At 64.1% G+C, this 25,384-nt stretch carries 20 protein-coding genes; 14 read left to right on the top strand and 6 right to left on the bottom strand.

Annotation, left to right across the window (positions count from 1 at the left end):
- Window positions 1-153: 153 nt before the first annotated feature.
- From QRO91_RS01955 to QRO91_RS01945, 3 genes are all read left to right on the top strand, one after another.
- On the top strand, window positions 154-465 hold the full coding sequence (locus QRO91_RS01955; RefSeq protein WP_197631968.1) for a hypothetical protein: 312 nt from the start codon (window positions 154-156) through the stop codon (window positions 463-465).
- A 72-nt stretch (window positions 466-537) separates the two neighbouring features.
- Window positions 538-1,002, top strand: coding sequence for a hypothetical protein (locus tag QRO91_RS01950; protein WP_197650035.1), 465 nt, complete (start codon window positions 538-540; stop codon window positions 1,000-1,002).
- A 1,046-nt stretch (window positions 1,003-2,048) separates the two neighbouring features.
- Window positions 2,049-2,600 (top strand): hypothetical protein, encoded by a 552-nt coding sequence (locus QRO91_RS01945; protein ID WP_197650034.1) that lies wholly within the window; start codon window positions 2,049-2,051, stop codon window positions 2,598-2,600.
- Between the two features lie 755 nt (window positions 2,601-3,355).
- On the opposite strand, the gene QRO91_RS01940 is transcribed toward QRO91_RS01945, so the two are convergent.
- Window positions 3,356-3,796 (bottom strand): hypothetical protein, encoded by a 441-nt coding sequence (locus QRO91_RS01940; protein ID WP_197650014.1) that lies wholly within the window; start codon window positions 3,794-3,796, stop codon window positions 3,356-3,358.
- Window positions 3,797-4,189: 393 nt separating this feature from the next.
- Here QRO91_RS01940 and QRO91_RS01935 point away from each other — a divergent pair, with 393 nt between their 5' ends.
- Together QRO91_RS01935 and QRO91_RS01930 are read left to right on the top strand one after the other, a co-directional pair.
- Complete coding sequence (locus tag QRO91_RS01935) at window positions 4,190-4,642, top strand: hypothetical protein (RefSeq protein WP_285310213.1); 453 nt, start codon at window positions 4,190-4,192, stop codon at window positions 4,640-4,642.
- Entirely contained in the window at window positions 4,639-6,147 is a 1,509-nt protein-coding gene (locus tag QRO91_RS01930) for a S1 family peptidase (RefSeq protein ID WP_285310212.1), read from the top strand. The genes QRO91_RS01935 and QRO91_RS01930 overlap by 4 nt, the downstream gene beginning before the upstream one ends.
- Window positions 6,148-6,236: 89 nt before the next feature.
- Here the strand turns inward: QRO91_RS01930 and QRO91_RS01925 are convergent, their stop codons facing one another.
- On the bottom strand, window positions 6,237-7,280 hold the full coding sequence (locus tag QRO91_RS01925; RefSeq protein ID WP_049429272.1) for a ComEC/Rec2 family competence protein: 1,044 nt from the start codon (window positions 7,278-7,280) through the stop codon (window positions 6,237-6,239).
- Between the two features lie 118 nt (window positions 7,281-7,398).
- The gene (locus QRO91_RS01920) at window positions 7,399-8,928 is read right to left on the bottom strand and encodes a sigma 54-interacting transcriptional regulator (protein ID WP_157804744.1); all 1,530 of its coding nucleotides are present in this window, start codon (window positions 8,926-8,928) and stop codon (window positions 7,399-7,401) included.
- Between the two features lie 280 nt (window positions 8,929-9,208).
- Between QRO91_RS01920 and QRO91_RS01915 the strand changes: the two genes are divergently transcribed.
- From QRO91_RS01915 to QRO91_RS01900, 4 genes are read left to right on the top strand one after another with little or no spacing between them, the layout of a single operon-like run.
- Window positions 9,209-9,817 carry a hypothetical protein gene (locus QRO91_RS01915; RefSeq protein WP_049429274.1) on the top strand — a complete coding sequence of 203 codons (609 nt, stop codon included), beginning with the start codon at window positions 9,209-9,211 and terminating at the stop codon, window positions 9,815-9,817.
- A gap of 53 nt (window positions 9,818-9,870) precedes the next feature.
- Window positions 9,871-10,278 (top strand): hypothetical protein, encoded by a 408-nt coding sequence (locus QRO91_RS01910; RefSeq protein WP_197650012.1) that lies wholly within the window; start codon window positions 9,871-9,873, stop codon window positions 10,276-10,278.
- Complete coding sequence (locus QRO91_RS01905) at window positions 10,259-13,069, top strand: hypothetical protein (RefSeq protein ID WP_285310211.1); 2,811 nt, start codon at window positions 10,259-10,261, stop codon at window positions 13,067-13,069. The genes QRO91_RS01910 and QRO91_RS01905 overlap by 20 nt, the downstream gene beginning before the upstream one ends.
- On the top strand, window positions 13,066-13,650 hold the full coding sequence (locus QRO91_RS01900) for a phage tail protein (protein ID WP_049429277.1): 585 nt from the start codon (window positions 13,066-13,068) through the stop codon (window positions 13,648-13,650). The genes QRO91_RS01905 and QRO91_RS01900 overlap by 4 nt, the downstream gene beginning before the upstream one ends.
- Before the next feature lie 17 nt (window positions 13,651-13,667).
- Here the strand turns inward: QRO91_RS01900 and QRO91_RS01895 are convergent, their stop codons facing one another.
- Both QRO91_RS01895 and QRO91_RS01890 read right to left on the bottom strand, forming a co-directional pair.
- Complete coding sequence (locus QRO91_RS01895) at window positions 13,668-14,228, bottom strand: hypothetical protein (protein ID WP_049429278.1); 561 nt, start codon at window positions 14,226-14,228, stop codon at window positions 13,668-13,670.
- Complete coding sequence (locus QRO91_RS01890) at window positions 14,225-16,369, bottom strand: serine/threonine-protein kinase (RefSeq protein WP_197619159.1); 2,145 nt, start codon at window positions 16,367-16,369, stop codon at window positions 14,225-14,227. Before QRO91_RS01890 ends, QRO91_RS01895 begins: the two co-directional genes overlap by 4 nt.
- Window positions 16,370-16,951: 582 nt before the next feature.
- Between QRO91_RS01890 and QRO91_RS01885 the strand changes: the two genes are divergently transcribed.
- A complete protein-coding gene (locus tag QRO91_RS01885; RefSeq protein WP_049429280.1) occupies window positions 16,952-19,135 on the top strand; it encodes a hypothetical protein in 2,184 nt (727 codons plus the stop codon).
- Window positions 19,136-19,209: 74 nt separating this feature from the next.
- Window positions 19,210-19,695, top strand: coding sequence for a TspO/MBR family protein (locus QRO91_RS01880; RefSeq protein WP_049429281.1), 486 nt, complete (start codon window positions 19,210-19,212; stop codon window positions 19,693-19,695).
- A 16-nt stretch (window positions 19,696-19,711) separates the two neighbouring features.
- Here QRO91_RS01880 and QRO91_RS01875 read toward each other — a convergent pair whose 3' ends face one another.
- On the bottom strand, window positions 19,712-20,005 hold the full coding sequence (locus QRO91_RS01875; protein ID WP_049429282.1) for a hypothetical protein: 294 nt from the start codon (window positions 20,003-20,005) through the stop codon (window positions 19,712-19,714).
- A gap of 266 nt (window positions 20,006-20,271) precedes the next feature.
- Here QRO91_RS01875 and QRO91_RS01870 point away from each other — a divergent pair, with 266 nt between their 5' ends.
- Genes QRO91_RS01870 through QRO91_RS01860 form a run of 3 tightly spaced genes read left to right on the top strand, consistent with a single transcriptional unit; the run spans window position 20,272 to window position 25,383 of the window.
- Window positions 20,272-22,527, top strand: coding sequence for an ATP-binding protein (locus tag QRO91_RS01870; protein WP_285310210.1), 2,256 nt, complete (start codon window positions 20,272-20,274; stop codon window positions 22,525-22,527).
- Entirely contained in the window at window positions 22,524-22,991 is a 468-nt protein-coding gene (locus tag QRO91_RS01865; RefSeq protein ID WP_100443510.1) for a response regulator, read from the top strand. Before QRO91_RS01870 ends, QRO91_RS01865 begins: the two co-directional genes overlap by 4 nt.
- Entirely contained in the window at window positions 22,984-25,383 is a 2,400-nt protein-coding gene (locus tag QRO91_RS01860; protein ID WP_197650008.1) for a hybrid sensor histidine kinase/response regulator, read from the top strand. The genes QRO91_RS01865 and QRO91_RS01860 overlap by 8 nt, the downstream gene beginning before the upstream one ends.
- The last annotated feature ends 1 nt before the right edge of the window (window position 25,384 follow it).

The raw sequence follows: 25,384 nt of genomic DNA, 5'->3' as shown, positions 1-25,384 counted from the left end.
TGAGTGGGCGTGACGCGTCACGTTAATGAGGCGATTCCTGCAACGCGCCTTGCCGCATGTCACTATCAGATCAGACGGTACATCGCGGAACTGCACCTCCAACTTATCAACCCGTTCTCCAGCCTGGATCGACCTTTACCCGGAGATGATCAAATGAGGCCGTACAACATCGTCCTTTTGGCGGTCGAGTCCTTTTACTCGGTCGAAACCGGTGATTGGCCCGGAATGATTGAATTGTTCGAAGAGCGGCTCGAACAGGTACAGGTGTACAGGGAAGGCGTACGGCGGGAGCTCTACGAGAGCTTGAGCGATTCCGAATTCTCCTGGAAATCGGCACTCTGGAATGACGATTGCCATGTGGAAGAGTTTGATGGGGAGGAAGATGCACGTTCTTTCATCAGGAATGCTGTACTGCGTCTGGTCGAGCGCGCCTTCACAAAGATGCAGGCTTCGCCGAGTATCTGAGACTAGGCGTCGCCGCTGCTGCCGCGCTCACGATGGCTACAGAAGAGCAACATGGGGATCAATGGAATCATCATGAAGATGCTGCGAATGCTGCGCGCTCCGTACTCGTACGCCTATCTCGTTGCCGCCAACCTGGAGATATTTTCTGATCTCGACGGAGGTTGGCGACGCATTGGCGCCTCCATCATTGTTGCACTCTATATGGTCCTCCAGGCGCTTTTCGTGATCACGCTGGCGAGATACTTGGGGGGTGACCTCTTTGAGGGCAGGACCAATCCGCCATTCTGGGCGATGCTGATCGCAGCGTTTGTGCTGGCATGGCTCGTCTCAGGAGCGGCCATTAAGAATGGCGAATCTCTGATAGCTGGACATGACGGCAAGTGGAAAACCATCTTTGCGATCTACCTGATACCAGGGGCGGGCTTCGGATGGATGCTTCTTTGGAAGCTATACGTGCCATTTGCGTTCGTGCACGCTGCCATTACCTGTCTTCTGTACTTTTCGTATGATCGATATGTTGAATGGCGACCGGAATGATGGCGCCTATATTAGAGAACGAACAAGGCCGAATGCAGCCGGGCTCTGACTGGCGGCGCGCCCGCGTTGCTGCTCACCGGTTGGCGGCAGCTGTCGCCGACCACATGTACCCTGTACTGCTCTTCCGCGAGACATTCAAAGGCCTTGAGTTCTTGATTGTCGAGGAGCGAGTCAGCGATCTATACTGGACTGGGGCAGGTATCCACTTATGACTGGAAGCGGGCGCTTGGCCGGACGCGGCGTACCTGCAGTGCTAAAGTCCCCTTTCGGCGCAAAGCGGTCGCACGCATGATTCCGAGAGAGATCTCATGGAACTTCTACTAAGTGTCGAGGACCGCTTCTTGCTCGGCGGTCGAGGGTTGGTTCTGGCGCCCGATTTACCGCTCCAGTATAGTGAGAGCAGCCCCGTTTTTACCGTCATCGTCGAGTGTCCGAGCGGTACTAGATTGCAAGCACAGGCGGAGCTGCGTCTTGACCATTTTCGACCTGGAGGCTACAAACTGATCGTCCATCTCCCTGGACTCGATAAGACTGACGTGCCCATAGGCAGCAAAGTCTGGAAGGTGTAATTCAAGTCTCCGCTTTTGGCCGATCCTCGACCTTCTGCAGGACGAGCTTCTGATAGAGGGATTGGCCAGCGTTCGCCTGGCTCGAGAAGCTGGGCGTAATGCGACCCTAAGCAGCCGTTCGGCAGCGGTGTGCCAAAAGCAGCCCGCCCCTGACGACCAAGCAATTTCAATGGCTAACAGCCTCAATTCAACTGCCGCCCGACCGAAGCTGGGAATGCTCTGCCCAGTTGCGATGTCGCCTGGGCGCCCGTGTGTGGCCCAGCTGAGTAAAACGTGTTCATCTCAGTCGCCATGTCAGGCCCTTTCCCTGTTAGCGAATACACGACCCAATGCTGAGCGCGGGCAAGGGGAGGGTCTATTGCGGCCTGATTCCAGCGTCACAGCTCTTGAGGCGGACGTTTCGCCCTTTGGACCGAACATCTGCGGGCCGTGCATTCGTCGAATATAGCCTCAAGGTAGCGCGATTTCGGCCGATGAATGCCTTTCAACTTCCAGAAGTACGCACGAATGGGCAAGAAGAGAAAGGTGAATCAGCGGCCAAGTAGTGCCACTTCATGGGGCCACGGTGACAACTCCAGCGCCGCCCCCAAGGTCACTACAAAGGACGATGATTTTGAGAAGGAACTGCGGGACTTTCTAGAACTGATGAAGGGCCTCACGCTAGGTTTGGCAGTGCTTGGTGGAGCGTTCATCGTTATGCACAGCTCCATGCCAACTGCCTTGCGCGTCATCGGCCCGTGGGCATGCGCGGTGCTGGGACTTTCCGCCGGAATGGCCTCTGCCCTGATCTATGCCCGCCACCGATTCAGTGTCAAGGGGCAGCCCTTACTGATCGTCATTGTTCGTGGATTTGGGCTGATCACGCTGCTTCTGGCGATTCTTGGCACCTTCGTCGTGGCTGGCGAGATCAACCGACAAACTTCAGCATCTGGCAAAGCTTTGTTGGCTCCAACTACAATTTGCCCATCCGAGAGCGGAGAAGTAGTTGCTTCACAGAGCATAGCTAGAATCCCAGCGCCCGGTGACTGACCTGCTTCGCCGGCGGCGCTTTTGCTTGCATGTTCCCGGGGCCAGTTCTGTGCATGGACCTTCGACATCCAGTGAGCTCAAAACAAGGCACTTCAAGGGCACGTACTGCTCGGCGCCGGAATCGGGATTGCCCATGCCCAACTGCCGTTCCCGGTGAATTCTGAGGACTTCGGCTAGTTAGATGACGCTGGATTTCACGGCAGTCGAAGCATTCCGAGCGGTCGAGGCCCAGAGAGCTACCTCAGCCATCATCACCAAGCCAGAGCCGGAGCCATTGCCACGCGGAGCCCACGAACCGTATCAGGCCAGATACGGCATTTCGCATAATGTATATTATGTTCCAAGCACGACGAGGGACTGCCATGCTTCCTGCCTCAGCCTCGACACCTGCTCAGTCTTGGCGTTTGATTGTGGGTCACCGCAACCTGGCCGGGCCGTGGGCCTGTGTGATCATCGGTGTTGATACCTGGTCCGACGCCGAGTCGCTTGCAGCCGACACGAACCAACCTTCAGTAGCCCCCCGGGACCTGCAGGAAAGGTCTCACCAATGCGCTTGAGGCTCTGCCGCAAACGCCCATAGACCGTCAGGCGTCGTATTTGGGAGTGCTGCTCAGCTGCCCACCCTTGCCGGGATCATCTCGCAGCGGGACGACTGCAGAACGTGCAGCTGGATCTGAAGCCAGCGCCCCTGCAGCTGCTTGGCGCCTACAGCCACCGCCATTCGGTCACCGCTCGGGTCCGGGCGGCGCTGGAGTTCATACAGGCCCGGCTGCATCCGACTGTGCGAACAGCTCCATTCGCTCCGCGCCAAACCGATCGCTCTGGAAACAGGGCCGGTCAACCTCGGTGATGACATGTGCAGGCTTGTCACGCAGCTGATACTCACCTGCATCCGCCGCGTTGAACCTGGGATTCGGCGTGACGGCGGTCTTCTCGATGACGTTGAACTCCGGCCAGCCACATTCAGCGGCAATGCTGATCAAAAGCTCGTCGATCAGTGCGGCGTCATTGTCGCTGTTGGTCATCACTACCGCACCCTGCCCTGTATGCGTGTCGCCATACAGCTGAGTCCGGAAGCCATCGCTACCGCCGCAATGGCCGAAGCTGGTTCCGTCCCCCAGCTTTTCAACAAACAATGCCAGTTCGTAGTCGCCCAGTGCGCAGGTGAGGCCGCGCGACCCGGCTTGCCGCGCCATCGACAACCAGCCACGTGCTGGACATGTGCGCAGATTCTCGTGCAGAACCAGTAAGGGACGGGATCGGGTATTAATATCGAAGAATCAAATGGCTTTCAGTGATGGGTACCTGCCAGAACTCACGCAGTAGCGGCGGAGGCTGGGCCTGGATATTGAGCGCTTCACCGCGCCGCCGGCACGACAGCACGCCGGCCATCAGCTGTGCCGCTCCACGGTACGCAGGCAGCCGTGCCTGGCGTAAGCCCTGAAAGGGCGATGCGCGTTTGTGAGAAAAGTCACGGTTGCCAATCGTGAGGGGAATTAATGTTTGATCCATCAGCATTATATTTAGCAGGAACGGGACTCTGATATTCCCAGCCTGGCAAAATGGCTTGAAGCGGAGGGGCAATGCGCATGGCATCCTGGCGTTTCTCAATCAGACGGGCAGCTTTCACGCTTGCGATGATCGCTGCCGGCATTTCAACCAACCCATCGGCAGTGGCCCGGGAGACCCGGTCGGTCGTGCTGGTCAGGCTTTCGCCCGCGGCCAGCGCAGTCCTCGCCACAGGCCTGCTTAGAGGCAGGCTGAAGCCCATCAACGGCTGTGTTTACTTCGTTGATCAGAATGGCACGGCCTACCTCGCGGCGTGGCCTTATGGCTACTCGCTGGCGCTGGATGGAGGGACGCCGATCGGCATTCAGGGCGCGGGATCAGGACAGGTCCTGAAATTCGGGGTTGCAGCCTCTTTCGGGGGTGGCCACGCGGCTGAACTGCCCCGATCGAGCCTTGCCACCAACATCCCGGCCGGTTGCAGCGGCCCGATGATGACCATGCACTTGATTCGCCAGGCAAAGGAGTCGCCATGATCAACCTGATTCCGAACAACTGCATCCGCCTGCTGACATGGCTGGCGCTCAGTTCAATTGCATTCGGTTCACATGCGCGTGCGGGAGTTGAGAACCCCTCCGCTTATACGTACTCGCGCATTTTCGGCGTGTCTGAGGCCGAGGCCAGGTATCGATCGTTGAAGTCGGTCGCTGCAGCGCCCTTGGAGGCGAGGATCCAAGCAGCGGAACCCGCAACCTTTGGCGGCCTGTATGTAGAACACCAACCAGACTTCAGAATCGTCGTCATTTTCACCAGGAAGCCTGCCGAGACGTTGGCGAAGTACACTCAGGATCCTGTCTTTGTCGCTGGCACGTCCCCCCAATCCCTTGAGATGCTGCTGGCTACCCAGGCCGAGGGCGGCGCCCAGCTCCAGGCAAGAGGTGTCGAGTTCGAGTCGGGGCTTGATGTCAAACGGTCTTTGGTGACCTTCTATGTGAAGGACGAGGTCGCCGCCAGGCGTACGCTACGGCCGCTGCTCGGTGCAGTCGATTTTGTGAAGATCAAGGTGGTCAAAGGGTTCACTGTCACCACAGCGATCCAGGGCGGCAACAGAATTGCCGGGGCTACCATTGCGTGCACCACCGGTTTCAACGTCTTCGACGCAGAGCGTGAGCTTGGCATTCTCACCGCAGGCCATTGTGACAATGCCGCCAGCTATCAGGGTGTCGCAGCGCCTATGGTATTCCAGGCGGAGCAGGACGCTGGCGACTACGATGTCCAGTGGCACAAGGAATCAGCCACCGGGCCACGCCAGCCACAGGCAAATGAAATCACCCTGATCAACGGACCGTCGCCGACCCTCGAGATCACCAGCGTACTCCCCTCGACGGCAATGCATCTGGGCGATGTTGTCTGCAAGAGCGGAATCAGCGGACATTACGCGTGCGGCACCATCCAGGACATGAACTCAATGTCCAACTACAATGGAGTAATCGGGCGCTACATTCGTGCGCGCAACCTTTCCGCAGGCCCGCTGAGCGTCGAAGGCGACAGCGGAGGACCAGTCTTCTCCAATCACGCAGCCGTTGGCATCATTCATGGCCGCGGGGGGGAAGGGACCGGGTTCGAGAACGACTTGTACTACATGCCCATCGAGCGGGTTTCGGTACTGGGCGTTTCCGTGCTGACAGAGGCGTTTGAAGTTACCGGCATCGCTGATCGTACAGAAAACTATTTCAGGCCATTCTCCGTTCCGGTGACATACAAGGGAGTGCCGAAGTTCCCGATCGAGCTGACGCTCGAGCGTCCCGTATGCCCCAGCGGCCCCTGCGAACCTGCGACGGAGACGCTGTCCGAGAAGACGCCCTCTCCTCTCAACTACACCTGGGTCTGCTTCTATCCAATCGTGCTGTACCCGCCACCGGTCATCCCACCTCCGCCCCTGACCTGGAGGGAACGGGTGACCTTGAAGGATGCCTCTGGAATTGCGGCCGAGCCGGTGGAGTACAACCTGCACTGCAGCGGATGCCCTGATTGCCCATAGCCTGCTTGAGGCGGATGGCGATGGACAGTGAGACCGTCCGAGGCGGCTGCCCGCCGGCAGCCGCCTCGTTCAGCGCACCGCTTCGTCGATCAGAACTTCACCGGCAGCACCTTCATCGCGCCGTGGGTATCGGCTTCGATGACGATCAGTCCGTTGGAGTCGGTCACCAGGATGTTGTCCGTGGTCTTCCGGTTCTCGCCCGTACCGCTGTTCCCGCAGAAGTACTCGTGCTCAGGCAGTGCAGCGCCCACGGTGGTGTAACGATCCACGGCGTCGCAGCGCGGGTGGCTGTAGCGGAGCCCGGCGCTGAAGATCACGAAATCGGGGCTGGTCGCCTTGGCCCACTCCACCGAATTGCTGCCCTGGCTGGACGCGCCGTGATGTGCTCCGGTCAGCAGGTTGGCCTTGAAACTCTTGAGACCGTTCGGCAGCTGCAGCTTGTTCTCGGTCGCCTGGGTCATGTCACCGGTGAAGGTCGTGGTGAAGTCTCCATAGCGCATCGCCACCACCATGCTTCCATCGTTCTTGGTGGTGCCCGCGTTGACGCCCAGGATGTAGCTGGCCACCTGCATGCTGCTACCCCCGTGCTCGGGCTTCCAACAGCTCAACCCCGGCTCGGGCGTGGCGGATGCGTAGAACCCCGTGTACATGTTGACCTGCGCCGCACTTTTGATCCTCTGCGTCTTGACCCAGTCTTGGAAGGTGCTGTTGTACTGGCTCCAGTCACCGCCCAGATACAACGACGTCACCTTCATGTTGGCAAACACCGGGGCGATGTAGTTGTAGTGGTCCTCGTCGGGATGGCTGATACTGACCGTGATCTCGCTCTTGTCATCGATCAGCGTTTCGACGTAGCCCTTTACCTTGCCCGCGTCCCAGTCCTGGGTGCCGGCGCCCTTGGAGCCGCAGTCCATCACCACCAAGCGGTTACCCGAAGGGCATTGAGCGATCTGGCAGTTTCCAGCACCGATCGGCAGCGTATGCACGACCAGATTGCCAGGATCCACCACGTTGACGACGGGAGCGCCCACCAGTGGTGGTGGCGTGGGTTTGATGCTGCCTGTGCTGCAGGCGGCCAGTAACAGGATCGCGGACAACAGCAGCCCGCGACCGACGAAGTCGATGCGTGTCATGGGATGACCCTCGTTGGGTTGAGACAGGCCGGATGGCTGTCACGAGGGATAAACGCACGATCCATGCCAAGTCATCGGTCTGCCTGCAGCACACCGGTTCGCACCGCGATCGCGTGGTCTACAGGCGCTTGGCCAGGCCCAGTTGGCGCACGCGCCGGCGCAGGGATTCGCGCGGCGTGCGCAGCTGCGAGGCCCAGTGGCCCGGATCGTCAGGGGCCTGCGCGACCGCGCGGCTTATCTCGTCCAGCGGAATGTCATCGGCGCGGCGGATGCTCGGCGATGCGTCCAGCAGCACGTAGAAGGAAGCACGCGAGACGCAGAGATGCTCGGCCGCCTTGCGCACACACCACTGGTGTGCTTCCAGTGCAGCAATCACATCGTCCTCGCCGACCCGCGACGGTGAGCGATAGCGCACTGCCGGCGCCACAGCGGCCACCTGGCCTGCGTCCATCGCAGGCGCAGACAGGGAGACGGGCGCGGGCACGGGAGCCGGCAGCAATGCCTGCATGTCCGGCCATTCCTGTACCTGTGCCGCCAGGCTCAGTCGCCGCAGCACATGTGCCAGCTGGCGGACGTTGCCGGGCCAGTCATACAGGCACAACGCCTGCACCACCGAGCCAGGCAGCTCCACCGGTGCAGCGTCGCTGCCCTGCCAACGTTGCAGCAGCTGCACGATCAGAACACCGATGTCCTGGCGACGCTCGCGCAGTGGCGGCATTGCAATCACGAAGGCTTCAAGGCGACGTAGCAACGGCTGGTTGAAGCCTGGCGTGGATAGATCCCGATCGGTGGCCGCTATCAGGCGCACGTCGGCGCGCTCGTTGCGTGCACTTCCAAGCGGTCGGTATTCGCCGGTTTCCAGCGCCCGCAGCAGCATCGGCTGCACCGCCGCAGGCGTGTCGCCAATCTCATCGAGGAACAACGTTCCGCCGTTGGCTTCGGCGAAATAGCCTTCGCGCGCCACCTGTGCTCCGGTGTAGGCCCCTTTGTTCGCGCCGAACAGATCCGCCGCCGCCAGCGACTCGTTCAAGGCGGCCATGTTCACGCTCACCAGCATCCGGTGCGAACGCGCACTGGCGGCATGGATGGCCTGCGCCACGAGCTCCTTGCCGGTGCCGGTCTCCCCCAGGATCAGGGTCGGCATGTCGGTTGCCGCGACCTGGGCGATCGCTGCACGTACCCGCGTCATCGCCGGGCTCACCCCGACCAGTGCACTGCCGCCCTGCCCGGCGCTGCCGATACCGATATAGCCCAGGCACAGCAGGACACTGCCACCCAATCGAAGTACCACCCCACGGCGAAGCCGCGTCGTGTCGAATGCAATGGGCGTCCCGCGCATGTCTTCGCTGATCGGCACACCGTCGATCTCGACGCGCATCGTCGATGCCGGGGCGCTCAGCAGCACACTGCCGTCGTCGCCTGCACGAAAGCACAGGGATTGCCTCGAAACGCCCTGATGTTCAAGCGCCTCGCCGACGTCACTGGCGGCGGCGAAGAACGCGGGCGCATTCCGGTTCAATTCGGCCGCGCCACGCTCAAGGAGCAAGGCTGCCTGCTCACCAATGCGACGCCGACGCGGATGCCAGAGCACCGTCAATCCGAGCGTTGCCGTGGCCTGTGCCGCCAGCGCCTCGATCGGCGCGGACAACGTGGCTTCCCTGTCAGCTGTGCGTCGCGACACCGGTCCCTGCCCCCATTCCGTGGCCGTTGCCGGATCGTACCTGATGTCGGCGCGGACCGCGGAGGGACATGCCGGGCATGTCAGCCGACATGTCAGCCGACCCGCCAGCCCTGGCCATGGCCTGTCCGGGCTGGCGCGAACCCTTGCCATGGCGGGTTCGGTGGAGTTGGCACGGTTTGTGTGTACGCCCTCATCGAGGCGCACGCTGCGTCTCGCCCATCAACCCTCAATCTCAAGGAAGTCCTTCATGTCGACCATCACTCTGATCAACGAAACCGGCGAAACCGTTCGACTGGCCGTGTTCCAGAAGCCGGTGAGCAACCCGACCCTGGCCACGATCGCCTGGCAGGTTGCCGCACCGCCGCCGGGTGGCAACTCGGTCATCCAGATCCCGGATGACTTCGGCCTGCAGGTGCGTTACTCGAACGATGCTTCCCGTCCCGACCAGCTGGACACCTCGGCCAAGCCGGCCTCCTTCGCCGAGACCTCCGCCGCGTTCACCATCGACAGCGTCGCCTCGCAGGACCGCCGCTCCAATGGTGCGGTGATCAACCAGAGCTTTACCGACCTGGTGCTCAATGAGGTGCGCGTGGTCAACAACTTCAGCATCGGCGTGGAAGCTTCCATCCTGCGCGGCCAGGACGCGATCTACGAGCCGCAGGTCATCTGGCCGGGCGGCCTGTTCATGGAAGATGTACGCGCGAGCATGTTCGTCGCCGTGGTTTCCCAGTTCACCTACAAGGGCCAGCGCCTGGTGCAGGAAGAAATCAGCCAGACCCAGCTCGAGGTGCTCGAGGGCGATTCGCTGATCGTCACTGGGTCCAAGTGGAAGGGCTACTCGCTGACCAAGGCCTGATCCGCAGCGGGTCGGGCCCTGGCCCGTCCCGCTCCACTCCAAGGAGTTCCATCATGACCACTGCGCCTTCGCTGCCCGCGCTCCGTGCCGACTCGCTCCCCCTGCCCAGCAACATCTGGGCGCCCTCGCCAGACGCCAGTATCGAGATCTACTGGAGTGATCCCGTGGATGGTGCATTCGATGTCGCCCTGCTGTTGATCGACCGGGCCATCTCCTCGATGGACCCGGTCAACCTCATCGCCCGCAGCATTCTGGACAGCACCACCCCACGATTGACGTTCTCGCTTGTGGACCCCTATTCCAACAACCGGATCCTGTGGGGACGGATCGAGCGTCGTGTCGATGCTGACGGCTGCATCGGAGTCTGGCTGGTGGACACCGGCTATCCCGGCGGCTTTACCGATCTCGCAAGGATTGCTGGTCCCTTCGAAGGAGGCGCGCATGGCGATGCCGGGCACTGACAACGCGGGGGTTTTCGAGCAGGGGCCGGTGCGCATCAACTGGACCTTCAGCGCCGATGCGCTGGCCTGCGATGTGGATGTGTCCTGGCAGGGGCAGCTGCTCGCACGCAAGCATCTGGTATCCAACGATCCGATACTGGCGTTCGATGCGCGCGGCGAAACCTCGCCGGGCATGATGATCGTCGGGCAGCTGCATTTCGATGCCAGTCGCGCCGCACTTCTGCTCGACCAGCTCCGCTATCCCGGCGGAAGCGCCCCGCCGCAACTGCTGGGCGAAGCAGTGCCGCCCGCCCCGGTGCCGGAATCGGCGCAGGGCGAAGTGGTGCAGTCGCGGCTCGAGGAGGCGGGCGACTTGTTCCCCTATATCCAGCTCCGGGCGTGGCCGGGCACTTCGACCCGGACCCAGGAGGACAACTTCATCGCTTACTCCGGCACCTGCACGACCGCCGACCCGCGCCTGTACTGCAAGCTGGCCGCGTTGCTTCCAGCGGGAGACAGTGCGCGCAGCCAGATGCTTGAGCAGGCGGTGATGTTCCTGCAGGGCGATGCGCCCTATACCGGCCAGTGCGTACCCACGATTGCCGTGCTGGGGCCGGACGCTGTTGCGCTGGAGCGCTTCGCGCTGGCCGCTGCAGCGATTCCGCTGCCAAGCCGCGAAGCGTTGATCGATCTGATCGTGCAGCTCTGGGGTCAACCCTGGCCGGCGATCACCGAGGCCATGGCCTCGACGGAATTCGCGCAGACGCTTGATCGGATCTGGCAGAACGTGTTCGCCTTGAACTGTGTGCTTGGCTATGACCGTCGCCAGCGCGACGCACTCACCCGCACCCTCCAGGCGGCAACACTGCTGGGCCGCCTGTCGCGCGATACCGCACCGGGTTTCGAGGGGCGTTGGCCACCAGAACGTCTGCGTAATGGCCTGGCCGCCACCCTGTTGTTGCCTTCTCCCGTCTTCCCGCTGCCCGCCGCCGGGCCCGCCCGGGCCGAAGAGCCGTCGAGCATCCCGATCCAGCCCTATGCGATCGGTGAGCTGCAGCAGGTCAAGCGCCGCCTGTTGGGCTACGCGCTGGGAGAAGTCAGCCACATCGAGAGCGTGATGGCCGATGAGCGCAAGGTGCGCGCCCGGCATGAGCGCGCTGACACGCTGAGCGAGCATAGCGCTCGGACAGGCGTGGCCGATACCCATGAGGATCTGCGCGACGGCCTCGCCAGCACGCTGGAGTCGGAAGTCCACAACGCGCTGCGCGAACAGTTCAAGCTCGAGTATTCAACCACCTACGGTCCGCCCACCCAGTGCCAGCAGGACGGAAGCTGCACGCTGATGCCGGTGGACACCCAGCCCACCCGTGATCGCCTGGCCGACAGCGCGACGCTGGCGCGGCGGATCGTCCAGCGTGCCGCACAACGGGTCACCACCCAGCTGGGCGAGCAGCGGCTGCAGCGGCATCGTCACACCCGCCGCAATGAAGTCTCACAGTGCTTCGATCGTCGCGGCCGCGCCAACAACCAGCGTGGCGTCTACCGCTGGCTCAATGCCCGCTACCGGTGCTGGGTGGTCTCCGTCGGCCATCGGCTGATGCTGGAATACCGTGTCCCGCGGCCGGGCGAGCGGCTGGTGCACGCTCGCCGTGACCAGTATGGGCAGGCGCTGGAACAGCCGCTGGCACCTGCACAGCTGGGCCTGCGCCAGTTCAATGACCTTTCGCTGGATCCGCAGAGCCCCTGCTACTACGCTGCGCTGGCGGCACGCTACGGCGTGGAGGTCACCGAGCTTCCGCCCACGCCCGAGGCACATGCCTGTACGGTGTTCGAGAGCGGCACACCCTTGTTGAGCCAGCAGCTGCCGCTGCCGCCGGGCTATCAGGCGGTCTCGGCGAGCATCGCCCTGGCCAGTGCCAGCCAGGGTTGGAGCATGCGAGGCAGCATCGGCACGGCCGGGTTCACCACCGAGGGGAATGCATCAGCCGTCCTGCCGGACATTGCCTTGGCCGGGCAGACCGGCGCGCTGCCCATCAGCATCGTCCTGGTCGCACCTGCCGGCGCGGAGGAGCCGTCCGACCCTGCACCGACGGCAACGCCGCTGCCCGTCTATGGATTGAACATCGATGTACGCCTGGCCAGCACGCCGGAGCTGCTCGCGGCCTGGAAATCACGACTCTACGATCGGCTGATCGAGGCCTGGCGGCGCGAGCTGCTCCGCTATTTCGATGCCGCCGGTGCATCGCCCCGGCGCCACCCCGACGGGCAGGCGCAACAGCGCAGCATCCGCCTTGAACTGCAACGGGCAGGAGTGCGCGGGCTGCTTGGCCTGTCCCGCCGGCGCACGGGTGCCGATGCGCCTGACCAGCAGGTGGCGCCCACCCTGCAGCTATGGCTGGACCAAGCGCTGGAGTGGCCGGAGCTGACCCATACCCTGATCGATGATCCGGAGGCTGCACCCGCGCCGGATCCTGATGACGCCGGGTTGACCCCGTTCCTGCAGGCCGCGCAGGCACGGGTACTGCTGCCGGTCGCGCCGGGCCATGAGAACGCGCTGCTGTACTTCCTCGCTACAGGCATGATGTGGCTGGGTGATGACGCGCTGGTGCCTACGTTCCAGGCAACACTGGAGGCAGCCCCCGCTAACCAACCTGCGACGCTGCGTTACCTGGACCTGGCGGACGATCTCAAGGTGATCTCGGCCACGCCGGCCCCAGCACCTCAGCGGGAGGCGTGGGAGCTGATGGTGGCCACCGATATCAGCGTCCTGCAAGACGGTGAAGCCCTGCCCGACTTCAAGGACGAGGCATGAACACCGCCCAGCCCATCGGCAGCGTCTGCCTCTATCTCGGCGACCTTGCACAGGTTTCGCAGGCCCCCAATCCGGCCTGGTCGAGCGGCGACAGTGCCGTTGCCGCGTCCGCCGCGAGCCGCACAGATGGCCCACTCCGCGCGTTGCTGGAACCGCTCGGTTGGATGCCCTGCGATGGCCGCGAAATGCGCATCTCCCGCTACCCGGACTTGTTTGCCGCGCTCGGCTGCCTGTACGGCGGCCAGTACGAACGCGGCATCTTCAACCTGCCCGACCTGCGCGGCATGTTCGTCCGCGGGGTTGACGACGGCGCCGGCGTGGATCCGGACCGCGACCAGCGTCGTTCCCCGGACGGCAACCCGGACTATTCCGGTGTCGGCTCGCTGCAGTGGGATGCCCTGCAGGCGCATCAGCATGACTACAGCGAACCCACCGGCAGTACGGTCTCCGGCGATGCAGCGCAGGCCTGCAATCTGCCAGCCAAGCCCCAGAAGACCACCGATCCTGTCACCGGTCGCGTGAGCGTGCATGAGACACGCCCACGCAACATGGCCGTCCACTACATCATCCGTGTTGAGTAGTGGTGACCGCCAGGGGCTTAGACCGGCGGCTCGGTGCCCGACCCCACCTCGGCTTCTGGGTCGAACGAGAACACCCGGATTTCCTGCTGCGGGCCCGCCTTGGTCAGGCGTTCGATCACCACGGTGAGGATCAATGACAGCTTCCAGCGGCCGTCGTCCTGCACGACGGTCAGCGGGGTCAGCGAGTGCTGCACCGACGCACTGAAGCCGGGTTCACGGTCATGCTCGATCCGGGCCGGCTGCCACTGCTCGATCGGCGTGGTGGCTCGCACGCTTGAGAACGGCGATGGCGCCGAGAACCGTTCGCCCGAGGTGTGCGGAACCGTGTAAAGCATCGCATCGAGGATATTGGTTGACAGCAGCGTACCGCTGCGGCCAAAGCCGGTGACCTCCACGCTGACCGTATCGCCTTCACGGAAATGCACGGCACCGGCATAGCGGCCGACCGGCGAATAGAGATCTCGGTGCGTCTTTGCGACGGCAGCCTGCCACAACAGGTCCGAGCTGACCTGGTCGATATCGAAGCTGACCCGGATGATCGCGGCATCGGCCGCGGGCGGGGTGATGTTCACACTCATTCTGTCTTCCCTGTAAGCATGCGGTGGTAGCGCCGATCCCGGCGTAGAGCCAGAAGATCCGGCTCCCCGGCGATCATATGCGGGGGGTAGCCGCGCGCGATAGCGTCCTGCAGGTGAGCCAACGCAGCTTCGCGACGGCCGCCAAGTTCGGCCACCAGCGCTGCGCGAAACTGCAGGTCTGCATTGTTATTGCCACCGGCGAGTGCGGCGTCGATGCGCTGCCGTGCCAGCGAAGCCTGTCCCAGCCGGGCGGCGTACAGCGCGCTGCGACTCTGCAGCGTTGCGCTGTCAGGGCTGCGCTGCAGCAGCGTGTCCACCATCTGCAGGGCGCGCTGGTGGGCCGCGCGCGCCTGCGCTTCATGGCCAGGCAACCAGCGCAGGGTATCGCCCAGATTGGCCCATTTCAGGTAGTCGTTGGGGCTGCCCTTCGCATCGGACAATGCACGCTCGAACGCCGTGGCGGCCTCAGCGTAGTCACCCCGCATGTACAACAGGGTGCCGAGGTTGCCATACAGGCGGCCATTGCTGCCCTGCCGAAGGCCCTGCTGCAGCACATGAAGCGCCTCATCGAGACGGTTCGCGCGCAGCAGCACGCCGCTCAAGCTGACGTAGGCCTGCACGCCATTGGGCTTGAGCAGGATGCTGCGGTGGAACGCCTGCTCGGCACCGGCGAGGTCGCCCTGCTGGTAGAGCAGCGTCCCCTGGGTGTCGACAAAGCCGCGGTCGGCAGGGAGCCGCCGCATGGCGTCGGCCAGCACCTGCTGGGCCTGGCTTGCGCGGCCCGACTGCGCGTACAGGCGCGCCAGGCCCAGCAACGCATGGCGATCGCCCGGGTCCAGCATCCGCGCCCGCAGATAGTGGGCTTCTGCGTCGGCCTTGTTGTTCAGATACTCCTCCACCCAGCCTCGCGCCGCCTGCACGATGGCCCGCTGCGGTTCCTCACGCTCGGCCTGCTGGGCTGCCGCGCGTGCGCGACTCAACCAGACCTCATCGCGCTCATCACCGGCGTAGCTCAGGCAATACCCGATGGCCAACAGCGCTGCGGCACCGGCATCGTGCGGGTCGCTGGCCAGTCGCTGCTCCAGCAGCGCCACCGCTTCGGCTACAGTGCCGGCCTGGTCGAAGTCAGCCAACAGGCGTTCCGCGCGGACCAACGGGTCGATCGCAGCACCGGCCTCCGCCACAGCCTCTGCCCCCGCCAGGCGCACGTCGCGCGCCTGGATGAACACAGCGAGCAGTCCGAACAACACGATCAAGCCCAGCACCCCACGCTGCTCCGCACGCTTTCGGCTTCGCTCGTGCCGCTGCTCCTGCGCCTTCAGCAGCGCCCTGTGCACATCGGACATGGAGCGTGGACGGTCCTGCGCGTGACGGCGCGTCATCCGCTCGACCAGATCGGTCAGCGCGGCGTCGGTACCGCGCGGCAGCCGTCGCCCTGCCGCTCCACCATGCAGGCGTCGATGTAATCCGCCCCACGCCGCGCTGGCCTCGAAATCACGGCTGCCCTTCAGCGCCTCGTGCAGCACCAGCCCAAGCGCATAGATGTCACCGGATGCGCCCGCGCGCGCGCCCAGCAGGCGTTCGGGGGCCAGGTAAGCCAGCGTCCCTGCCGCGCTCTGGGCAGTCACCGTGCTGACGGTCTGCTCGGGGTCGATGGCCGCAGCAGCACCGAAATCCAGGATGCGCACGTCCCCGCATTCGGTGAGCATCACGTTGGAGGGCTTCAGGTCACCATGCGCCCAGCCATGGCGATGGGCCACAGCCAAGGCTTCGGCCACCGCCGCACCCAGACGCAGCACACGCTCGGCGGGCAACGCGCCGGTCCGGTCCAACGCCTGCGCCAGAGTGATGCCGCGGATGCGCTCCATCACCATCGCCAGCTGACCGGCGTGCTCCTCCAATGCATAGACCGTTACAAAAGCACGGTGCGCCTGCGCGGCCAGCCGCTGGGCCTCGTAGCGCAGACCTCGTTGGCCGGATTCATCGCCTATCGAGAACTTGATCGCGACTTCGCGCGCCAGCCGCTCATCCCAGGCCAGGCAAACCCGACCGAAGCCCCCCTCGCCCAGCGTGCCTCCGATCCGATAGTGACTGAACTGCTGTCCCGCCCCCGTAGAGGGTTGCTCCACAACGTTGTCCATTCCCACTCCTGATTGATTGAGAGGGAGCAAGGATCAGTCACTTTTCGCGACTTCACGGGGTTGAACGCGCGTGTGCGATTGCAGTCCTCCACGTGCCGGGTGCGTCACCCTACCGCAGCAGACACTGCCAGAAAATTGACAGGCGCCGCTGCACAGGCTGGCTGCAGAAGCCACCAGCATTGCCACCGCCGCTGCACGCCATGGCTGCACCGATCAGGCGCACGCCACCCATGATCTTGTGCGATCGTGGCAGCGATGCCGCGCTGCGACTGGCGACCTCCTGGTACGTGGAAGCAGCGTGGGGGTGTCTGGGCCTGGAACCAATGCGTGCGAAACGTGCTGCCCTCAAAAGCGCCCGCGAATGGCCGTCTTGAAAAGGCAGCACATCCTGCGTCGCGCATGCCCCACATCACGTCGAAATCGCCTGCACGGGCGGGCCGGATCTCCATGCGTCTACTGCAGATCTGTGGTCGTGACCAGGCCGGGTACTAGCAGATTCCAGCAAGCGCCCCGCACCCGCTTCACGCGCCACCGCCATCGGTTCGGCAATAGTTGAGTGAATTCCGGCCCTTAGAGCAGTACATGCCCCCTACTTCCGCGCGCATCCCGCACCGGCTCCGCCGATGGCGCGTCGCTGGCTACGTCCTGCTGGGCATCTACCTGCTGTATCTGCTGGCCGGCAACATCTTCCTCAACACGCCACTGTTCGACCAGGTCACCAACCGCAAGCCGCACAAGTTCGTGATGACCACGGGCCCAGCCCTCACCTTGCTGCCCGGCCACGTGATCGCCTGGAACGTGCACATGCGCGGCCACGTCAACCACACCGTCTACGTGCTGCATGCCGACCGGGCAAGCGCCAGGCTGGCAGTCCTGCCGCTGTTCCAGCGCGAAGTGCGGGTTCCGCGCCTGCAGGCCACGGGCGTCTCGGCCGAGATCAGCCGTGTTGAAGAGGCCATCCCGCCGCCCCCGCGCAGCGACCAGGGCTGGACGCTGCGGTTCGATGCCATCCACAGCGACAGCATCCGCAGCGCCCGTTTCGGCAAGCTGCTGATCATCGGCAAGGGCCAGGGCACGGTCGGCTTCGTCAAGCAGCTGCGCGGCGGTCCTTCGGAACTGCTGGATTCAACAGTCACATTCAAGGGTGCAGACACCAGTTTCGACGGCGTGCAGCTGCTGGGCGACATGAACCTGGCTGCGCGCTTCAGCTACCCACGCCACTACCGTGACCAGGCGCCTGGGCTGGCCAAACTGAAGATCCTGCATGCCCAGCTGGACGTTGATGCACGCAGCCAGGGCCTGCGTATGGATACGGATGCCACCACCCCGAAGATCTCCAGCGCCCCGGTGCCGGGCCGCCTGCAGCTCTCGGCACACCTGATCGATGGTCAGCTGCAACCCGGCGACCGCGCTCTCTGGCAGGTGCCGCTCTATCTTGGCGACGGGGCTCCAGACCGCGGCGTGCTGGCCCTTCAGCTCAACGTGGCCAACGACCTGCGCCTGCAGGCACGCCTGCCACCACGGCCCGACTCAGGCAGCGAAGTGGACGCGGACCTGCACATCACCGGCCGTGAAATCCCCTTCCAGGATCCGGGCCAGTTGCTGGAGCGCAGTTCAGGTACGGTACGCGGCGAATGGACATTCACCTCGCTCAACTGGATCCCTGCCCTGTTCGTCCGCAAGCCGTGGCTGCAACTGGACGGCGGCGGCACGCTGAAGGCCGACCTGCGGCTGCACAATGGCGAGCTGAGCGAAGGCAGCACGGTGGACATTCCCTCTGCCGAAGCAGTTGCCGAGGTCGCCGGCGTCCGGCTTGCCGGTACCGCCAGCGCGCATGGGGAACTGAAGTCAGGTACTCCGAATCAGGCGCTGCTTGCGGTCCGCCTGCCCCGCTTCACCGCGCGTCCCACCGATGCCAAGGACGTTCGGCTGTTCGACGGCCGCAATCTGGCGCTGGACCTGACCGGCGACGGTCGTCTGCAGGAACTGCGCAAGGGCGTGCGCGCGCACCTGAGCTTCAGCGAAGCCACCATTCCAGATCTGTCCGCCTACAACCGTTATCTCGGTTCAAAACAGGTGCGCCTGCTGCGCGGCACCGGCTTACTCAGCGGTGATGCCACCCTCGATACCGATGGCCGCGTTGGCCATGGCACGGCCCGCCTGCAGGGGCGCGGCACCAGTGCGAGGGTGGCAGGGCTGGACATGGGCGGCGATGTGGACGTGAACGCAACGCTGCGCCGGGGCGACTTCAACCAGCGTCATTTCGACCTGTCCGGCACCACGGTCGAGCTACGCAACGTGCAGGTGGCCGGCACGGAACGCTCGACGGCGTGGAAAGGGCGTGCCACCTTCAGACGCGGCCGCATCGATGCGCAATCGCCCTTCCAGGTGGACGCCACCACCGACCTGGCGCTCAGTGATGCGCGCCCCTTGCTGGCGTTGTTCGCCGAGCGCACGGACTACCCGCGCTGGACCTTGTCGCTGCTGGACTCCGGCCAGGTGGATGCGCAGGCCAGGCTGCGCTGGCGCCCGGGCCATCTGGTGATTGATGGCCTGCAGGCCGAGAATGATCGGCTGTCGGTGCGCGCGCGACTGGATCTGCTGGAGCAGCGCAAGCGCGGCGACCTTTATCTGCGCTGGGGGCTGTTGGGCGCGGGCATCGAACTGGATGGCGACCAGCGCCAGTGGCACCTGGCCAAGGCGCGCGAGTGGTTTGACGAGCGCCCTTCCCTGCTGCCAACAGGCACTGGCGGATCCTCAGACTGAATGCCGCGGCATCTGCATCCATATGCCGCGTTCATGCGTATGCAGGGGCATACGGAGCATGGAGCGGTATCGGGATGAAGCGCGGCACACAGATTTCCGGGTTTCTGGGCTGGTTGGCGATCACCTTCGCTGCGGCCGCATTGGGCGCGTGGGCATCTTCATCGGCGGCCACCTTCTATACCACGCTTGCCCTGCCCGCGTGGGCGCCGCCGGCCGGCGTGTTCGGCCCGGTGTGGACGCTGCTCTATGCGCTGATGGCGGTTGCGGCTTGGCGGGTCTGGCGCGAGCGCGGCTGGCGCGGCGCGCAACCGGCACTGCGGCTCTATCTGTTGCAGTTGGCCGTCAACGCACTGTGGAGCTGGCTGTTCTTCGGCTGGAAACTTGGCGCCCTTGCGTTCGCGGACATTCTTCTGCTGATTGCGCTGGTGTGCGCCACGATCGTCAGGTTTGCGCGCGTCAGCCGCATTGCGGCAGTAATGCTGCTTCCCTACCTGGCCTGGATCGTGTTTGCCTGCGCGCTGAACTACGCGGTGTGGCGCGCCAATCCCGCACTGCTGTGAGCGCAACAGATCTGAGTCAAGCCTGGGCAATGGCCTGCGGGCGCCACGCCCGCAACAGCGACGACTTGAAGGCCTGCTGACCACAGCCGGTGGGGCAGCGCACCACTCTGGCTGCAGAATGGCTCACCAACCCTTGGCCTTCCTCTGCCTTGAACACCGTTTCGCAGGAAAGGCAGCGGGCCACCAGCGAGTACAGGTGCAGAAGACGACCGCTGGCAGGATCCTGCAGGGCATCCACATCCAGCAGTTCAAACTGGCAGCTGTCAGGCAGCATGCGGTACGGAAGAGGTGGGAGCGTCTGCAGGTTCACGGGCGTGGCAACGGTTGGAGGTGGATTCACCCTAGGACAATCGCTGTCGAGCTGGCGTGCAGCCGATATGCATTGGATGCAAAACCTCTGCACGGGCGCCTTACACATCGTCCGCCGCTGTGTAGATGAAGAATTCAGGTTTGAATGAAACGGCCTTCACGGGCATCAGGTGGTAGGCGAATGCGCGATTTTGCTTCACCATCCCTGCTAGCCGGATGTATCGCTGGGCTTTTCCAGCCATCCATGAAACATGAGCCCCTCCGTTGATGCCTTCTGCCCAGTCCACGCCCGACCTTGCGCTGTCCCGTTGTGCGCGCGAACCCATCCACACACCCGGCGCGATCCAGCCCTACGGTGTGCTTCTGGTGCTGGAGCCGCAGTCGTTGCGGGTGCGCGAGCGCGCCATCAGTCAGCCGAGCGTCCTTCATCAGCCGAGCGTCCTTCAGCAGTTCGGCGAGCCGTTGCTTCAGCACGTCAGTGAGGTACTCGGTGGCGTGCTGGCGCCCTTCCAGGCGCTGCTCCGGCAGACCACCATCGGCAGCAGTGCGCATGTGGGCGCCGTGCACCTGGATGGCCACGGCCGCCATCAGCTGCTGGTGCATCGCTCCGCCACCGACCTCCTTGTCGAGCTGGAAGCGCCGGTTGCGGGCCAGCCCGGTTCTCTTGAAGAGCTGTATCCGGCCATCCGCGAGCTGATGACCGCCATCGAATCGGCCTCGACGGTGGAAGACCTGTGCCAGCTGGCCGCCGCGCACATGCGCCGGCTCACCGGCTTCGATCGCACCCTGGTCTATCAGTTCGACGCCGGCTGGAACGGCATCGTGGTGGCGGAAGAAGGCAATGGCCTGTTGCCCTCGTACCTGGACCTGCGTTTTCCTGAATCTGACATTCCCGCCCAGGCACGCGAACTCTACCGCCGCAACCGGGTGCGCCTGATCGCGGACAACAACTACACCCCTGCCCCGTTGATGCGGGCCGAGGAGCATCGCGACGCACCGCCGACTGATCTGAGCCTGGCGGTGCTGCGCAGCGTATCCCCGGTGCACCTGCAGTACATGCGCAACATGGGCACCGGGGCGTCGATGTCGGTCTCGCTGGTCCATGAGGGCCAGTTGTGGGGGCTGATGTCGTGCCATACGGTGCAGCCGCGCCGCCTGCCCTACCACGTGCGCACGGCCTGCGAGTTCATGGGCCAGATCCTGTCGCTGCAGATTGCCCTGAAGGAGCGTGCGCGCGCGATCGAGGAACGCGTGGTTCGCCGTTCCGTGCTGGTCAAGCTGCTGGGACGCATGGCCGGTGACGAGGACTTCATTGCCGCGCTGCGCCTGGATGAGACCAGCCTGCTGTCGCTGACCGGTGCCGCTGGCGCGGCCATCGTGCACAAGGGCGACTGCATGCGCGTTGGCCGGTGCCCTTCTGCCAGCGACGTCCTGGCGCTGACCGACTGGTTGTCCGCGCAGCATGCCGGCCAGGAAATCTACTGCACTGATCATCTGGCCGCCGACTGGGCGGAGGGCGCTCGCCTGGCGGAGGTGGCCAGTGGCCTGCTGGCGGTCTCCATCTCGCAGCTGCATGACAGCTACCTGATGTGGTTCCGCCCAGAGGTGGTGCGTACTGTCAGTTGGGGTGGCGATCCCCGAAAGACCGCAGCGCCGGATGTCGTGCTGTCTCCACGCCATTCCTTTGAGGCATGGAAGGAGACCGTGCAGCAGCGCAGCCTGCCATGGGGTGACGCCGATCGCGATGCCGCGCACGAGATGCGAACCGCCATCGTCGACGTCGTGTTGCGCAAGGCCGAGGAAATGGCCGAGCTGAACGAGCAGCTCCTGCGCAGCAACAAGGAACTGGAGGCATTCTCCTATTCGGTCAGCCACGACCTGCGCGCCCCCTTCCGCCATATCGTCGGTTATTCGGAGCTGCTGGGCAGCTCGGCCGGTGAACGCCTCAACGAGACCGAGCGCCGCTTCCTGGACACCATCGTCGAGTCGGCAAAGTCCGCCGGAACGCTGGTGGACGACCTGCTCAGCTTCTCGCAGATGGGACGCTCCACGCTGGGACGGGTGCGGCTGGACATGGCTGCGCTGGTCGGGGATGTCCGCAAGAGCCTGGCGCTGGACTACGCCGGTCGCGATGTGCAGTGGACGATGGCGCCGCTGCCGGAGGTGGAAGCCGACCCGACCATGCTGCGCCTGGTCTGGCAGAACCTGTTGTCCAATGCGGTCAAGTTCACCCGCGAGCGCGACCAGGCGGTGATCGAGGTCGGCCACGAACGCAGCGACGATGAAGATCACTTCTTCGTGCGCGACAACGGCTGCGGCTTCGACATGCGCTATGTGGACAAACTGTTTGGCGTGTTCCAGCGCCTGCATCACGTCGAGGAATTCGAAGGCACCGGCATCGGCCTGGCCAACGTGCGTCGCATCATCGGCCGCCACGGCGGCCGCACCTGGGCCGAAGGCGAACCCGGCAAGGGCGCCACGATCCACTTCACCCTACCCCGTTCCACAGGAGATTACCCATGAGGGACCTGCGGCCGATCCTCCTGGTCGAGGACAGCCCAAAGGATGCCGAACTGACACTGGCCGCGTTGTCGCGCTGCCAGCTGCTGAATGACGTCATCCATGTACGAGACGGCGCCGAAGCGCTGGACTACCTGCGCTGCGAGGGAAAGTTCGCCGGGGCCAACCATGGTGGCCCCGTGGTGGTGCTTCTGGACCTGAAGCTGCCCAAGGTCAACGGTCTGGAAGTGCTGGAACAGGTTCGCGGAGATCCGCAGCTGAGCAGCACCCCGATCGTCATGCTGACCTCTTCCCGCGAAGAGCAGGATCTCGTGCGCAGTTACGAACTGGGTGTGAATGCCTTCGTGGTGAAGCCTGTCGACTTCAAGGAATTCTTCGACGCGATCCAGGGGTTGGGCATGTTCTGGGGCATCACCAACCAGCCACCGCCACATCGCCCCTCCGGTACGGGGCAGCACAATGCATGATGGATCGCGCAGCAGCGAGCGCCTGCGCATCCTCATGCTGGAGGACAGTGCGCTCGATGCGGAGCTGATCACCGCACAGCTGCAGCGCGCCGGCCTGGACTTCGAGGCCGAGCGCCTGTGGACCCGCAACGCCTTCATCGAGGCAATCGACAGCCGACCGTTCGACGTGATCCTCGCCGATCATGTCCTGCCTGGCTTCGATGGCGACGCTGCACTTGCCCTGGCACGCGAGCGCGTGCCACAGACGCCTTTCATCTTTGTCTCCGGCACGCTGACCGAGGAGCTGGCGGTCCAGGCTCTCACGCGCGGTGCCCGCGACTATGTGGTGAAGCAACGCCTGCAACGCTTGCCCGATGCGATCCGCCGCGCCCGCCAGGAGGCGCACGAGCGCACCCAGCTTGCCAATGCGCAGGCCGCGCTGAACGACAGCCAGGCCCAGCTGCAGCAGGTGACCGACGCCGTTCCTGCACTGATCGCCCAGCTGGACAAGGACCATCGCTACAGGTTTGCCAACAAGGCGTTTCTGGACTGGCATGGCTTCAGCCTTGCCGAACTGCTGGGCCGCACCGCACGGGAAGTCAGTGGCATTTCTGCGTTTGAACATGCGTTGCCCAGCCTGGAGCGCGTGCTTCAGGGCGAGCGCTCCAGCTTCCAGGTGGAGCTGATCCATCGCAGTGGCCAGTCACGATTCGTGCAGATGGATTGCGTGCCGGAACATGCGGCCGACGGCAGTGTGGTTGGCTACATCTGCATGGCCAGCGACGTATCCCTGCTGAAGCAGGCCGAACTGGCGCTGCGCGAAGACAACCAGGAACTGGAGCGGCAGGTCCAGGCGCGCACGGCCGAGTTGAGGGCCAGCAAGCGTCGCCTGCAGGCCATTTTCGAATCCAGCTTCCAGCACCAGGTACTGCTCGATCTTTCCGGCGGCGTGGTTGATGCCAACGTCGCCTCGCTGGCCGCCGTGCTGGCCGACAAGAAGGATGTGGTGGGCCAGCCTTATGTGCAGTCGCCGTGGTTCGCCACGACCGACGAGGTTGCCACCACCGTTGATCAGGCCGTCACCGATGCCGTGCACGGCCACAGCTCGCTGCATGCGCTGGATATCGAGCTGCCGACCGGGCGGCGCAGTTTCGACTTCTCGTTCCGCCCCCTGCTGGACGCAGACGGTGCGGTTACGGCCGTGGTCTCCGAAGCGGTGGAAACCACCGCCCGGCTGCAGGCCGAACACGCGCTGCGCCAGTCGCAGAAGATCGAGGCCGTGGGCCAACTGACCGGTGGCATCGCCCACGACTTCAACAACATCCTGACGGTCATCTCCGGCAACGTCGAACACGCCATGCTGCTCAGCGAGCGCGCTGGTGAACCGGCCGCGCTGGTCGGTCGCGCCCTGGACAATGCCCTGAAGGGCGTGGGACGTGCCGCCAGCCTCACCCAGCGGTTGCTGGCATTTGCCCGCCGCCAGCCGTTGCATAGCCAGGCGGCCAACCTCAACGACCGCCTGCTGGACATGCACGACATGCTGCAGCGTGCGTTGGGCGAACTGGTGCAACTGGAGATCCGCAGCGCCCAGGACATCTGGTGCGTGGAGATCGACGTCAGCCAGTTGGAGGCCTCTGTGCTCAACCTGGCGGTCAATGCCCGAGATGCAATGCCTCACGGTGGCCGGCTGGTCATCGAGGTCGACAACAGCCACCTGGACCATGACTACGCCGCGCTGTTCCCCGATGCCGAACCCGGCGAGTACGTGATGCTTCGCGTGCGCGACAACGGGCACGGCATGGATGCAGCCACGTTGGCGCGCGTGTTCGAACCGTTCTTCACCACCAAGCAGGTCGGCCGTGGCACTGGGCTGGGCTTGTCGATGGTGCACGGCTTCGTCAAGCAGTCCGGCGGTCATGTCCTGATCGATTCGGTGGAAGGCGGCGGCACCAGCATCACCATGATGTTCCCGCGCTCGCCGCTGGCGCTGCCCAGCGAAGCGCGTGCGCCACAGTCTGGCTTGGCCGGCTACGCGCCGCGTGAGGAAACCATCCTGGTGGCCGAGGACAACGACGATGTGCGCGCGCACACGGTTGATTCACTGCGCCTGCTGGGCTACCGCGTACTGGAAGCGCATGACGGACCGTCCGCGCTGCGATTGCTGGAGCGCCCGGACACGAGGGTCGACCTGCTGTTCTCCGACGTGGTGATGCCCAGCATGTCGGGCTGGGAACTGGTCCGCGAGGTCCGCGAGCGCTGGCCTGAAGTTGCTGTGCTGTTCACTTCGGGCTATCCACGCGACCACGAGGCGGTGGGTAGTCAGGGTCGGTTCGCTGCGCTGCTGCCGAAGCCGTTTACCCGCAGTGACCTTGCACAGGCGGTACGCACCGCGCTGGACGCTGCCGCGCACTGAG

This window comes from Stenotrophomonas maltophilia group sp. Smal32, assembly GCF_030237085.1.
GTDB lineage: Bacteria > Pseudomonadota > Gammaproteobacteria > Xanthomonadales > Xanthomonadaceae > Stenotrophomonas > Stenotrophomonas maltophilia_Q.
Note: the sequence above shows the minus strand (reverse complement) of the source record. Positions and strands in the feature narration are given on the sequence as shown.